At 60.4% G+C, this 13097-nt stretch carries 15 protein-coding genes; 8 read left to right on the plus strand and 7 right to left on the minus strand.

Annotated features, from left to right (window positions below):
• The first annotated feature begins 104 nt into the window (after positions 1-104).
• From EDE05_RS13335 to EDE05_RS13345, 3 genes are all read left to right on the plus strand, one after another.
• Positions 105-440, plus strand: coding sequence for a GIY-YIG nuclease family protein (locus EDE05_RS13335; protein ID WP_134101333.1), 336 nt, complete (start codon positions 105-107; stop codon positions 438-440).
• A gap of 108 nt (positions 441-548) precedes the next feature.
• The gene (locus EDE05_RS13340) at positions 549-716 is read left to right on the plus strand and encodes a Thivi_2564 family membrane protein (RefSeq protein ID WP_105371678.1); all 168 of its coding nucleotides are present in this window, start codon (positions 549-551) and stop codon (positions 714-716) included.
• 497 nt (positions 717-1213) lie between these two features.
• Positions 1214-1462 carry a hypothetical protein gene (locus tag EDE05_RS13345; RefSeq protein WP_134101337.1) on the plus strand — a complete coding sequence of 83 codons (249 nt, stop codon included), beginning with the start codon at positions 1214-1216 and terminating at the stop codon, positions 1460-1462.
• A 79-nt stretch (positions 1463-1541) separates the two neighbouring features.
• Here the strand turns inward: EDE05_RS13345 and EDE05_RS13350 are convergent, their stop codons facing one another.
• Positions 1542-2357 carry an oxidoreductase gene (locus EDE05_RS13350; RefSeq protein WP_134101341.1) on the minus strand — a complete coding sequence of 272 codons (816 nt, stop codon included), beginning with the start codon at positions 2355-2357 and terminating at the stop codon, positions 1542-1544.
• A gap of 89 nt (positions 2358-2446) precedes the next feature.
• Here EDE05_RS13350 and EDE05_RS13355 point away from each other — a divergent pair, with 89 nt between their 5' ends.
• Positions 2447-2878, plus strand: a complete 432-nt coding sequence (locus tag EDE05_RS13355; protein ID WP_134101345.1) for a helix-turn-helix domain-containing protein — start codon at positions 2447-2449, stop codon at positions 2876-2878.
• Positions 2879-2927: 49 nt separating this feature from the next.
• On the opposite strand, the gene EDE05_RS13360 is transcribed toward EDE05_RS13355, so the two are convergent.
• Complete coding sequence (locus tag EDE05_RS13360; protein ID WP_134101349.1) at positions 2928-3428, minus strand: DUF2243 domain-containing protein; 501 nt, start codon at positions 3426-3428, stop codon at positions 2928-2930.
• A gap of 212 nt (positions 3429-3640) precedes the next feature.
• On the opposite strand from EDE05_RS13360, the gene EDE05_RS13365 reads away from it, so the two are divergent.
• On the plus strand, positions 3641-5149 hold the full coding sequence (locus EDE05_RS13365; RefSeq protein ID WP_134101353.1) for an ATPase domain-containing protein: 1509 nt from the start codon (positions 3641-3643) through the stop codon (positions 5147-5149).
• Positions 5142-7199 (plus strand): hybrid sensor histidine kinase/response regulator, encoded by a 2058-nt coding sequence (locus tag EDE05_RS13370; RefSeq protein WP_166675461.1) that lies wholly within the window; start codon positions 5142-5144, stop codon positions 7197-7199. The genes EDE05_RS13365 and EDE05_RS13370 overlap by 8 nt, the downstream gene beginning before the upstream one ends.
• A gap of 74 nt (positions 7200-7273) precedes the next feature.
• Here the strand turns inward: EDE05_RS13370 and EDE05_RS13375 are convergent, their stop codons facing one another.
• Both EDE05_RS13375 and EDE05_RS13380 read right to left on the minus strand, forming a co-directional pair.
• Positions 7274-8206 carry a peptidoglycan-binding domain-containing protein gene (locus tag EDE05_RS13375; protein WP_134101357.1) on the minus strand — a complete coding sequence of 311 codons (933 nt, stop codon included), beginning with the start codon at positions 8204-8206 and terminating at the stop codon, positions 7274-7276.
• Positions 8178-9710, minus strand: a complete 1533-nt coding sequence (locus EDE05_RS13380) for a PAS domain-containing sensor histidine kinase (protein WP_166675454.1) — start codon at positions 9708-9710, stop codon at positions 8178-8180. The genes EDE05_RS13375 and EDE05_RS13380 overlap by 29 nt, the downstream gene beginning before the upstream one ends.
• A 461-nt stretch (positions 9711-10171) precedes the next feature.
• Here EDE05_RS13380 and EDE05_RS13385 point away from each other — a divergent pair, with 461 nt between their 5' ends.
• Complete coding sequence (locus EDE05_RS13385) at positions 10172-10597, plus strand: DUF5330 domain-containing protein (protein ID WP_134101623.1); 426 nt, start codon at positions 10172-10174, stop codon at positions 10595-10597.
• A 190-nt stretch (positions 10598-10787) separates the two neighbouring features.
• On the plus strand, positions 10788-11207 hold the full coding sequence (locus tag EDE05_RS13390) for a SufE family protein (RefSeq protein ID WP_112802767.1): 420 nt from the start codon (positions 10788-10790) through the stop codon (positions 11205-11207).
• A gap of 40 nt (positions 11208-11247) precedes the next feature.
• On the opposite strand, the gene EDE05_RS13395 is transcribed toward EDE05_RS13390, so the two are convergent.
• The 3 genes from EDE05_RS13395 to EDE05_RS13405 all read right to left on the minus strand — a co-directional run bounded on the left by EDE05_RS13395 (position 11248) and on the right by EDE05_RS13405 (position 12968).
• Positions 11248-11661 carry a hypothetical protein gene (locus tag EDE05_RS13395; RefSeq protein ID WP_132410625.1) on the minus strand — a complete coding sequence of 138 codons (414 nt, stop codon included), beginning with the start codon at positions 11659-11661 and terminating at the stop codon, positions 11248-11250.
• Positions 11662-11749: 88 nt separating this feature from the next.
• Complete coding sequence (locus tag EDE05_RS13400) at positions 11750-12553, minus strand: DUF6456 domain-containing protein (RefSeq protein ID WP_134101365.1); 804 nt, start codon at positions 12551-12553, stop codon at positions 11750-11752.
• A complete protein-coding gene (locus EDE05_RS13405; RefSeq protein WP_166675455.1) occupies positions 12546-12968 on the minus strand; it encodes a helix-turn-helix domain-containing protein in 423 nt (140 codons plus the stop codon). Before EDE05_RS13405 ends, EDE05_RS13400 begins: the two co-directional genes overlap by 8 nt.
• Positions 12969-13097 lie beyond the last annotated feature (129 nt).

Genomic DNA, 13097 nt, shown 5'->3' on the forward strand with positions numbered 1-13097 from the left:
GCGGTTCATCGCCCGGCGCAAATGAGGAGCGGTATTTTACCCGGGTATAATATTGCAATAATTTTATCCGGGTGATATTGAGGATCTCAAATGAGGAAGCCGATATGACCATTACCGACAGAAAAGCGGCAATCGCCGCCTACAAGGAAAGAAAGGCGCCCGCGGGCATCTATGCGATCCGCTGTCTCGCCACCGGCCAGCAATGGGTCGGCCGGGCGGCCGATCTCGACAAGATCAGGAACCGCATCTGGTTCACGCTGCAACACGGCAGCCACGTAACCAAAAGCCTTCAGGCCGCCTGGAACGCTTACTCGGACGCGGACTTCGAGATCAGACGGCTGGAGGAGATCAGCGAGGAACTGACGGGTTATCTGAAAGACCGGACGCTGAAGGGCCGCCTTATCCACTGGGCTTTCGAGCTTGGAGCCGAGCCGATCTGAGGGCCTTTCAATGCCTGCACGAGCTCGACCGCCCCCCTTTCCTTTCCCGCGCCGCACCATAGTTAAAGCCTCGTGCCATAAGGCATTGTCTTCAAAAAGGAGTTGGGCTTGGGTACTTCCGTTCTGATCAGCATTCTGATCACCTTCCTGGTGATCGTTCTGGTTCTCTATCTCATCGCACGCCTGCCGATCGACGGCCGCGCAAAACAGATTGCGCGCATCATCGTCATTCTGATCGGCATCATCTCGCTCCTGAAATATCTCGCGGTATTCTGATCCCGATTGCGGCCGGATCACCTCGACTTCAGAAAAGTCCGGCCGCAATCGCCGTCTCCAGTTGCGCGCGCGGCAGGCGCCACGAGGGTTTTCCACAGCTAATGACCAGAGGAAGCGGGATCGATCATCCGAGCTAGAAGGGCCGGAAAGCGGTCTTCCGTTTGCGGTCGGCAACGTAGCCCATGCTAATAAATAGAAGCCCATTTCCTCTATCCGGCAGCGATGAAAATAAATTCGTGACCGCGGAGCATTTGCCGCCCCACAAAGAAATTCATTCCCACACCCTTCTCGCCAGCGCGTGATACGTCACGCAGGACTTGCCTCAAACAGCGGCAGAACTGCCGATTTCCAAGGCAAAACATCTTCCTTCGGCTGTTTGCCTACCTCTTTAGGCTGAATTGCATGGGAGGGATGACTCTTCCAACTTGCCTCAGCCGATCGGGCTAATCCGCAGCCGTTCGGCGACACGTGAGGCTCAAGAGGAGGGGCGTAGCGACATGAAATTTTTTCTTCACGTAGACGAGCAGAGGGGTCTCATTCACGATCTGGAAGGGATTGATTTTCCTTCCGTCGAGAAAGCCGTTGTCGAGACCTTCTTCGGCATGCGTGATATCGCTGCGGACTGTCTGAGGAGCGGCGAGGAGCTGACTCTTAAGGCCATCGCGATTGCCGACGAAACCGGCTTTGTCTTCGCGACAATCACCTCCAACGACGCGCTGCAGGGCCTTTTCCCGACGTTCAGTTGACGTGCGACTTATATGGGGGAAGAGAGGCGCCAGGCCGCACCGGGTCCTGTGACGGGCATTGCGCTGGCGCCGGCAGCTGTTAGACGGGTAAGTTCATTTGCTTGCGCAGGCTCTGGTCGAAGGCGCTTGACGGAACGAGGCGTCGCAGAAGATGAAGCCGGCGCGCCCGCTTGCCGGCGGGGTAACGGAGTTTCGGCGATGTGGCAGCGGCGGCGCTAACGACGGTGGCGGCGACCGATTCCGGCGCGTCGCCCGCCTCGATGGCGCTATTCCAGACCGCATTCATCGATGCTCGCGCCTTGTCGTAGATGCCGAGCATCCGATCAGGTTGGGTCGCGTTCTGTTCGAATGATGTACGGGTGAATGCGGGTTCGACGAGCAGGACGCGGATGCCGTCGGTGCGGACTTCGTGATCGAGCGATTCGGAATAGCCTTCGATCGCGTGTTTGGTCGAGGAATAGAGTGCGCTGAACGGGCTCGGAAGGAAGCCGACCACCGAGGACATATTGATGATACGGCCGCCGCCCTGACGCCTCATGACCGGCAGGACTTCATTGGAAACGCGCATTACGCCGAAGACATTGACTTCGAACAGGGTCTTCGCCTGATCAACCGAGGATTCTTCTGCGCCGCCGATCAGGCCGCTACCGGCGTTGTTGACGAGCAGGTCTATGCGGCCGGCTTGGCTCACCACGTCCGCCACCATCCGCCGTACGGACTCCTCGTCCGTCACGTCACAGACAAGCATCGTCATCCCGCTTGCTGCGTCCGGCACGGCCTTCCGGCTGGTCCCGAATACCCGGTATCCCTCACGCTGCAGCGCTCGCGCCGTCGCTAGTCCGATGCCGGAGGAAGCGCCCGTGACCAAGGCGACACCGTGTTTTGTATTGCTCATCTGTCTCAGCTTTCATTTTTCGGTGGAGCATCTATGCAAGGCTAGTTACTATCATTTCGAAAGTAAGTCACTATCAAAAAGATATCGACATGCAAAATCTTCTGGACCAACCATGCCTGATCGCCCGCAGCCTCGCATTGATGGGGGATGCATGGAGCATGCTGATCCTGCGGGACGCCCATGCGGGGCTCACCCGCTTTGACGAGTTCCGCAAAAGCCTCGGCATCGCGCCGACGATCCTGACCCGCCGGCTTTCGGCACTGACCGACGAAGGGTTGCTGGAAAAGCGCCGCTACTCCGAGAGGCCGCCGCGGGACGAATATGTGCTGACGACGGCCGGGCGCGACTTTCTTCCGGTCCTGTTCGCAATCGGCGCGTGGGGACGAAAGCATCGCGGCGGCGGGCAGGTAACTCGGTTTTTCGACGCCGAGACGGGAACGGAGATCGATCCCGTCACTATCGACCGCTCGACCGGCACTCCGATCGGCACACGCCCCATTCGCATCGTGACGCCCGAATAAAGCAGAAAGGGTCCGGTTTCCGTGACTCGGAGCTTATCAGCTGACTTTTTTATCGCGCCATCGTCTGCTGTGCCCACTGCTCCTTCTTACCGGCACGAAGGAGCAGCCAGCCAATGATGACCATGATCGCGCCCCAGATTAAAAATCCGATATCCCAGTAGATACGGTAAGCCTCAGCCACGGTTTCATTGACGTGATGGAGGCCGAGCAGCTGGTGGTTAATCAATCCCTCGATGAAGTTGAAGGCACCGAAACCAATCAGCATAGTGCCAATAAGGAGCTTGCTGGACCAGTACAGGTGGCGGCGGTGGGCGTGGCGCCAGAGGATGAACAGCCCTGCTGCGACGAAGAGATACGTGCTGCTATGGAATATGCCGTCCCAAAGCGTGTTCAGCTCCAGATCTTCAATGGTTGAGATCGGATACCGGGAACTGAGCATATGATGCCATTGGAGCACCTGGTGCAGGACGATGCCGTCTAAAAAGCCTCCAAGGCCGACACCGAACAGGATGCCGGCACTTATGGGAAATGTTCGTTCTTGCGGCTGCATGACCAGTATGCTCCTGCACTTGCGTTCTTTCGCGAACCTATAAAGCTCCCCGAGGTTCCGTCGGCCTTCCGAATTTAAGATGTTGTGGCCGCTTGCTGCCCGAAACGCCGGTGCAAGGCCGAAATGCACCCCTATAATTTCCCAACGGAAACATGCCCGACTTGCAACCAAATACGTCCGCGCTAGTTCTTTTCTTCGATCCAGGAGGAAATATGAACGAAGTTTCGAGTAAAAAAGCTAAGACCGGCGTACAAGGGCTGGACGATATATTGTCCGGCGGCCTCACCCGAAGTCATGTGTTCCTGCTTGAAGGTTCGCCGGGGACAGGCAAAACAACAATCGCGTTGCAGTTCCTCACGCAAGGTGCGGAGCTTGGCGAACGCTGCCTTTATATAAGCCTCTCCGAAACCGAGGAGGAGTTGCGGGACAGCGCCCGGTCCCACGGTATGGAAATTGACGAGCAGATCGAGATCTTCGAACTTGTACCGCCCGAAAGTCTGCTTGATGCCGATCAGCAGCAAAGCCTTTTATATTCGTCCGACCTTGAGCTGGGGGAGACGACCAAGCTCATATTCCAGGCCTTCGAGCGGGCGAAGCCGGCCCGGGTCGTTATCGACAGCCTTTCGGAAATCCGGTTGCTTGCGCAGAGCTCGCTCCGCTACCGTCGCCAGATCCTTGGGTTGAAGCATTTCTTCTCCCGCTCGGATGCAACGGTATTGCTTCTTGACGATATGACCGCGGAACATATGGACAAGACCGTCCACAGCGTGGTCCACGGCGTCATACATCTCGAACAGCTTGCTCCGGATTACGGGTCGGAGCGCCGGAGGCTCCGGGTCATAAAATATCGCGGCCAATCTTTTCGCGGCGGCTACCACGACTTCGTGATCAAGACCGGGGGAGTGGCCGTCTTCCCCCGCCTGCGCGCCGTCGAGCACAGAACAGGCTTCGAGCGGACAACGCTGATCAGCGGTATCCCGGAATTCGACGAACTTCTCGGGGGTGGGATCGAGCGCGGCACCAGCACTCTCCTGATTGGCCCGGCGGGGACCGGCAAAAGCCTCTTTGCGTTGCAGTTCATCAAAGGGTTGGTGAAGCACGGAGAAAAAGCGGTCATATTCCTCTTTGACGAGGAACTAGGCCTGCTGTTTTCCCGCACGAAACCCCTGGGTATCGACCTCGAAAAGATGCGTGACGACGGTCTGATCCACATCGAACAGCTGGATGCTACCGAATTGTCACCCGGTGAGTTCGCCCACCGCGTCAGGGATCGGGTAACAAGCCTCGACGCAAAGGCGGTGATCATCGACAGTATCAACGGCTACCAGGCGTCGATGCCGGAGGAGAATGCCCTCATCCTGCATATGCACGAATTGCTTCAGTACCTGAACCGGCAGGGTTGCAATACCTTCTTGACCGTTGCACAACATGGTCTGGTCGGGGATATGAAATCACCCGTGGATGTCACTTATCTTGCCGACACCGTCATCCTGCTTCGCTATTTCGAGGCCCACGGCAAGGTTCGCCGCGCCGTTTCGGTGATCAAGAAACGGACCGGCAAACACGAGGAAACCATTCGCGAATTCCGCATCAGCGGCGCCGGACTGACTTTGGGCGAGCCGCTTTCGGAATTTCAGGGTATTCTGCGCGGCGTACCGAAATTTGTGGGCAAAAGTCAGCCGCTATTGCCGAGCTCAGACAAGGAAGACCACCATTCCTAATCAAGATGCTATCGGCCTGATCTACGCGCCGCTCGGCCGAGACGCGCAGATCGCGGCTTCGCTTCTGATCGAAGCCGGAATAACGTCGAAGGCAGCGCCGGATCTTCCCACCCTCGTCGCGAGCCTAAATGACGGCGTCGCTTTTGCCGTGATAACGGACGAGGCCCTACGTTCTGCGGATCTGCGTTCCCTCGCCTCGTGGATCGAGCATCAGCCGAGCTGGTCGGACTTGCCGTTTATCATCCTGACAGCGCGTGGCGGCGGCCCAGAGCGCAATCCCGTTGCCGCCCGCCTGTTGGGCGTGCTGGGCAATGTGAGCTTCGTGGAACGCCCTTTTCACGCGACGACTTTCATCAGCGTGGCTCGTTCGGCAATGCGAGGAAGACGACGGCAATACGAAGCCCGCCTTAGGATGGAAGCCCTGGATGAAGGCGAGCGGCGCCTCCAAACGGCGCTGGAGGCGGGACGCCTGGGTGCCTGGGAGCTCGACCTTGCAACCAACGAGCTGACGACGTCGCCCACCTGCAAACGGATTTTCGGCCGTGATCCCGAAGATCGCTTCACCTATGACGAATTCTTGGCCGCCACTCATCCGGACGATCTCGAACGGGTGCAAACTGCGGTCAGGACTGCGATTGCGGCGGGCTCGGAATACGCGATCGAATACAGAACCGTCTGGAAAGACCACTCCATCCATTGGGTGGAAATTCGGGCCCAGCTCTACAGGGATCGAACGGGTAGCGTGATCAAGCTGGTCGGCGTATCGGCCGATATCACCGAACGGCTGAGGGCGAAGGAACACCAGCGGCAGCTCAACGAGGTTCTGGAGGAAAGGGTCGCGGAACGCACGCGAGAACTTAAAGAGGCCCACGCCCAGATGATGGCAGAAATGAGCCAGCGCGAGCTGGCCGAAGAGCAGCTTCGCCAGGCGCAGAAGATGGAGGCCATAGGGCAGCTTACAGGCGGCGTGGCTCACGACTTCAACAACCTCCTGATGGCCGTCCTCGGGAACCTTGAGCTCCTGCGCAAGCATGTCGGAGACGACATCAGGGCAATCCGGTTGATCGACGGCGCCTTGCAGGGCGCAAAGCGTGGCGCCTCGCTCACCCAGAGACTGCTCGCCTTCGCCCGCCGGCAGGACCTTCGTATAGGGCCTGTCGATCTCGGCGGCCTCGTGATGGGGATGAAGGACCTGCTGGCGCGCTCCGTCGGCTCGGCGGTCTCGATAGAGGTTGCCGTTCCCGATCAACTTCCGCCCGTATCGGCCGATGCCAATCAGGTTGAACTGGCCCTCCTCAACCTCGCCGTCAACGCGAGGGACGCGATGCCGGATGGCGGGACTATCCGTATAGAGATCAAGGAAACCGAGCAGATTTCAGGAACGGATGTGCTCGCTGCCGGACGTTATGTCGTTCTTTGTGTTGCCGACGAGGGCCATGGAATGGACGAGGAGACCCTGCAAAAGGCAATCGAACCGTTCTTTTCCACCAAGGAACTGGGCAAGGGAACGGGGCTGGGACTTTCGATGATCCACGGTCTGGCCTTGCAGCTAAAAGGGGCGCTTAAATTGTCGAGCACGCCCGGCAAGGGCACGACAGCCGAACTGTGGATACCCATCTCGACATCGTCCGCTCCGGAACAGGAACAAAGCCAAATGATACCGAACGACGAGTTAAACCCCGTGGCACCGAAGCGGATACTGTTGGTCGATGACGACGCTCTGATCGCCATGAGCTCCGCAGACATGCTGAGCGACCTCGGGCACCACGTCGTGGAAGCGCATTCGGGGAAAGAGGCACTCGCATGCCTCGCCGATCATGGCGGCTTCGACATCATGATTACGGACTATTCGATGCCGGGGATGAACGGTGCCGAGCTTGCCAAAGCAGCCCGCCAAATCGTCCCCGGGCTGCCGATTGTCATTGCGTCGGGCTATGCCGAACTTCCGCCGGGCCTGGACCTCGATGTCGCAAGGCTGGGAAAACCATATACTCAGGATCAACTGTCTCTGGAAATTCACAAACTGACCGCCGCCGTCGAAAAGGCCTGACCGCCACGGGGGTGAAGGCCCGACACCAGGAGCCCGCCCGATTGTTTCCGTCGGAGGCTGCGCATGCAAAGCCGCTAGAGGGCGCCGATCGATTTGAGCTTCTTCAGCACCATGGCGTTCGGTTCGCCGGTTTCCGGCAGGCGATAGTGCTTTTCGAAGCGGCGGATGGCGGCCTTGGTCTGTTCGCCGGCAACACCGTCGACTTCCACATCCGCATAGGCAATGTTGGAGAGCCCCCGCTGGATCTGCAGCACGAGATCCGTTGAAGGCGATGTCGCCGCGGACGGCCGGACAGCGGCGGGAACTGCGGCTGGCGGCCGGGCGGCAGCGGGGATGGACCCGGCCACGCGGCGAGCATTGGGGATTTCGGCAGGCGGCGTCATGGACGGAAGGCGCTCGGCGGCGCGGATTGCCGCCGCCACCGGGTCTTCGCTCCGGACGCCGGCATTCTGTGCCGGCCGGCGCGGCAAGGCAGTCTTCTGTATTGGCGCCGGCGCCGGCTGGACCGGTTTGACCGAGGCGGGAGCCGGCGCCTTGGCGGTTTCGACGGGAGCGGGCTTCGGGGTCATGGGGGCGGCCGGCACAGGTGCGGCGGTCTGCGGACGCGGAGCCGGCGGCATGGCCGGGACCGGAGCAGCGAGGGGGGCGGCGGCCGGATCGGAAACAGGTGCAGCAACAGACGGCGCTGTTACCGCGGGGCTTGCGCGTTCGATCCGGAAGGTCGTCGTGTCGGCGGGCGCGGTGCGCCGCACTGGCCGGTAGCCGGCGATCGCATTCGGGTCATCGGCATCGCGGGTGGCCAGGAAGGGTGCAGGATGACCGCCCGGCTGATACCACAGCGCATTGGCGGCAACGAAGCTGAAAACGATGCCAAGGGTTGCAAAGCCGAACAGAGGTTTTGGATGGCGCAGGGCCGCGCGCCCCGCCGCCGAAGCGAGATTCGACAGAAGACCCGGCTGCCGGACGGCTTTTTTCCTGTCAGGCGATTTTCGCTTTCGCGCGGTCATCGGCAAAATCCTGTTCGTCCATCATGGGCGCCTGCCGGACTGCCTGCAGCCGCGGCGGGAATTCAATCTTCTCCTCATGCAATTCGCCCGGTGTACCATCGATCCCCGAACCGTCAACCGGAAGCGCGACGGTGACCACCGTCCCCTCGCCCGGCCGGCTGGTGATCGAGAAGCGGCCGCCATGCAGCGCCACCAGTCCCTTGACCAGCGAGAGACCGAGGCCGGTTCCTTCGTACGAGCGGGTAAAGGCGTTTTCAACCTGCATGAACGGCTGTCCAATGAATTCGAGCTTCTCGGCGGCGATGCCGATACCCGTGTCGCTCACCGAAATCACCACGTCATCGCCCGACATCATGGCATCAATCGAGACGACGCCGCCGTGACCGGTAAATTTGATCGCGTTGCCGGCGAGGTTGATCAGAATCTGCTGCACGGCGCGGCGGTCCGCCACCACTTCGCAAAGGCTCCGCGAGGCGCGGCTCGTCAGGGTGATGCCTTTTTCGCGGGCCGTCAGATCCAGCATGGCGCGGCAGGCTTCCATCGCCTCCGCAAGCGAGAAGGGCTCGGCCAGCAGCTCGTAGCGGCCAGCCTCGATCTTCGACATATCGAGCATGGTGTTGACGACGGACAGCAGATGCGCGCCCGACTGGCGGATCAGCCCGACATATTCGCGCTGGCGGTCGTTCGCGAGCCGGCCGAAATATTCCCCCGCCAGCACATCGGAAAAACCGAGGATGGCATTCAGCGGCGTGCGCAACTCATGGCTGACCGCTGCAAGAAACCGCGACTTGGCTTCATGGGCGGAACGGGCCTCGGCCACATGGGCGGCGGCCTTGGCATGCAGGTCCTGCTCGTCCGAAACGTCGCGTGCCTGCGCAAAGACGTAGAGAACCTGGCCCTCGCCGTCGCGGATGGCGGTCATGTCGAAACGGACGGGCAGGAACTGGCGCCCGGCGGAGGAAAAGGGCCGCTCGATGCGGATATCGGCGACAGCGCTTGCCGCTCCCTGACGCAAGGCATCGAACGCCTGGATAAGGCCGATCCGATCGGACACGTGGATGAGTTCGGCAAGCGACTGGCCGGCCGCTTCGCGCAGGTTTACGGGAAAGCCGCTGCGGTCCCGTCCGCCCGTCTTCACGACATGGCCGTGCGAATCGAGAATCACCGACAGACCGGGGCAGGCATCGAAAAGCACGTCATCCGGCTGCGCGGCGACGGAAACCGCCACGGGACGCGGGAAGGCAAAGGCGGCCGCGACGCAGAGAAGGAAGAGCGAGAGCACCAGGGCGACCCCGACCGGCAGCGCCAATGCCGGCGCAAGAAGCATGGTCAACGCAGGCGGCACGACGACCAGCGCGGCGGCGCAGGCAAAGACCAGACGCCGCAGCCGTGCGATATCGCCGACGCGGGCTTCCTCGCCTTCGCCAAGGCGGGTCAGCCAGCGGATTGCGGTCTTGTCGACCAGCAGAACCGCCTTCCCGGCAATGTTACTCAATACGCGCACGCAAAACCCTGAACAGATAAATTCGACAAGGCCGACAATAGGCCCCGGCGGCTTAAGGAAAGGATAAAAATAGGGGTCGGCATCCCGGCCGGAAGGCCCCAAATCCGGCTTTGGGACATATTGGCCGACCGTTCTCTGCTTGTGGTTAACGGCGGGTAAGCGACGGATTTGGCTTGATTTTTCCGGTTCTGTTAACTTTTGTGGCAGCGGGAGGCACGGCAAGCCCAAGGCTTTCGGCGGACCTGCCGCAATTATGCTTAACATCGATCATTAAACTTCTAACGGACGTGTCCGCGGATGCCACACTGGAGAGGCGATCGTTCGAATTTTAGATAAATTTGCCGAAAATGCGAACGGCTGCGTCAAAGCCATATTTGCTTCCGGCCGATACAACCATGTTCAAGACCGGCACAGACCCGGCAGCCCGCTAAACCTTGCGGGAAAAACAGGTGGACAGGACGATGTGGTTTCTCATCAAGGGAAGTGTTTGGTTTGCAGCCGTGCTGGTGGTGCTTTCCTATTTCAGCAGCCGCCCGGCGACCGAAACCCAGGGCGCCTCGGCACTTGAGGTCAGCGACGCATTCACCGCCGCGACCGAAGCCTATCAATATGTCAGCGCCATCTGCGCCGAAAAGCCGGATGTCTGCGAAAAGGGTGCGGAGACCTTCTCGGCGCTCGGCGTCAGGGCCAAGGAAGGTGCTCGCGTAGCCTTTGAACTCCTCGACAAGCAGTTCGGCAGCAGCAAGCCCGCACTGGACACCGCCGTGCTTGCCGACCCGCAGCCAACGCCTTTCCCGGCGAAACCTCTCGAGAGCGCGGCCGCCGCGGCCTCCGACACCATCTTCACCGGCACCGTGCCGGTGCCCCAGAAGCGCCCGGCCCACTGAACGCTGGCGCCTCCAAACGAATTTTAAAGCATGCGCCGGGCTCCGTTGCCTCGGTTCCCGGCGCCGGACTGCCTGCCCTGCTATTCGGCTTTTTGCTGACGCCGTGAGGAATGAACTCCTCACGGCGCATTTTTTTCTTCCATACCGACAGTCAATAACTATATGGAGCGCAGGTAATTGCGGAGCGCCCATGGCCAGTCTCGAACAGATCCTCGATGATTTCGCCTTCCTCGACGAGTGGGAGGACCGCTACCGCTATGTGATCGAACTGGGCAAGGCCCTGCCCGACCTTGCCGACGACCAGAAGACCTCCCAGAACAAGGTGCAAGGCTGCGCCAGCCAGGTCTGGCTCGTGAGCCATATCGACGGCGGGGCGGATCCGGTGATGACTTTCGACGGCGATTCGGACGCCCATATCGTGCGCGGCCTCGTCGCCATCGTGCTCGCCGTCTATTCGGGCAAGCGCGCCTCCGAGATCGCGGCGACGGACGCGATCGAGATCTTCGACCGCATCGGGCTCGTCGAACACCTCTCCTCGCAGCGGGCCAACGGGCTTAGGTCCATGGTCAAACGCATTCGCGAAGAGGCGAAGATGAAGGTGGCTGCGTAAGGCGCCGGCCTCCCCACTTGAGGAACGAGGCATGCCTTGACTATTTCAGAACGGTTACGTTCATCGTGGTGTCCGCTATCCTTCCATCCCCGAATGGCGCGCGCAATACAAACCTGTCTTTGCCGACATAACCGCGTTTGGCCGTATAGTAGGCAACCAGCCCCATCACCTTGACCGTCCGGCACTTCTCTAGTTTACCCTTTGCATCCGGAAAGATGGGTTGGCGCACGATCTCGAGACGACCATGCTTGGGTGCCTGAACAATACGAGTAGCCGGGACATCGGCGAGGCTACAGTCGTTGTTGATATGCCAGTGCTGGCCGAGCTTGGTGCGCTCGCCGCTGAGCACCGTTCTGGACACCGACCGGCGTTTGAAGCTGTCGTCGGCTACTGCGCAATCTGAAAACAACAGTGCGATCATGGCGGCAGACAAAGCCGCAATAGTGTATTTCATTGCTTACCCCTGGGTTGAGAAGCGATTGAATATTCGCTTCTCCCAGGAAGTCAATTCGACCACAAGACCCCCAGCATCATCCGCGAAATCACAGCTCCGGCCGGTAGTCCTCCGTGCCCCAATGGTGGCTTTTGCGAGGATTGGGCGCTTGCGGGGGCGCATAGTGGCGGGAAAGCACCAGAAGTGCGGTCCTGAGCATTAGCTTGGCCGAACGCGCCGGCCACTGGCGTTCACGCTCCACCGTCTCCAGTCCCTTGGAGAAGCAGCATACATCCACCGCCACGCCTGATAATTCCGGTCCCATGGCATCCACCGCCTTGGAGAACCGGATCCGTGCCGCCATCGCGCTGTCGGCGATTTCCGCCTGCCCGCCCGCCTGGCCCTTCGTCCGGGTCGCCAGACGCGGCTCCCAGGACGATGTGACGCGCGGCTGGAGCTGGCCGCGGGTGAAGTCGGACAACAGCCGCTCGCCCGCATCGATCGCCTCCGCAGGAAGAAAGTCCTTGCCGTCGCGGTCCTTCAGCCGGGCGACTACCCCCAGCGGAGATTCCAGAAGATTGCGGCGAACCGGCTGGCGTGCGCCCTCCACCTCCGCCGAGGCAATGGCGAACTCGCCATGCTGCTCGATGAACGCCTCCTCGCCCGTCACCAACGACCGGCGCAGAAAGGCGGAGGCTTCGGCAGTGGCGGAGATTCGCGTCGCAGACAGATGCACCAGGCCGAGGGAGCGTGCCTGCGATACCACGGCCTCCGGATAAAGCCGCTCCTCGACGCCCGAGAGCCTGATTTCGCCGCCCTGCGTCCTTTGAATGCCGCAGTCGCCGCGGGCCAGTTGGCGGATCAGCCTGAGAAGTTGTTTCCTCGATGCAGGATTGGATGCCCTTTCAATCATGAGACAGCACTTCCGACAGGCCCAAGACGGCAGTGGCGATCCGCTCTATCGCGGAGACGAAATCATCGAAGGCCGCGTCGTCGCGGCGATCTTCCACGACATGGCAGGCATGGCCGACCGTGGTGCGATCGCGCCCGAAAGCATGTCCGATATCGCGCATGGGGATTTGAAGCGAAACGTGGCAGACATACATGGCAATCTGGCGCGCATGGCAGGCGCAGCGGCGGCGGTCGCGGCGCAGCATCAGCCGGTCGCCGAACAAAAGGATCAATTCTGCAACCATCTGGCGGACGATTCGGCATGCGGTCCTGATCGGCATGCTGGCGGGAAGCCGGGACGGATCGGCCGGTGCGTCGAAGGCCGGAAGGCGGCCGCCCTGCGGAACCTGCGGCTCGAAATGTTTCTCCAAAGGCATGACAACTCCTCAATGAATAGGAATTAATTCATACATCTTAGAGCAAGAGTGAGCACATAGAAATCGCGAGTCCGAAAATTGTCGGCTGAAAACATTATGATTTTTTGCAAATGCTTGAAAGGAAATGGG

The organism is Neorhizobium sp. R1-B (assembly GCF_004368875.1).
Taxonomy (GTDB): domain Bacteria; phylum Pseudomonadota; class Alphaproteobacteria; order Rhizobiales; family Rhizobiaceae; genus Neorhizobium; species Neorhizobium huautlense.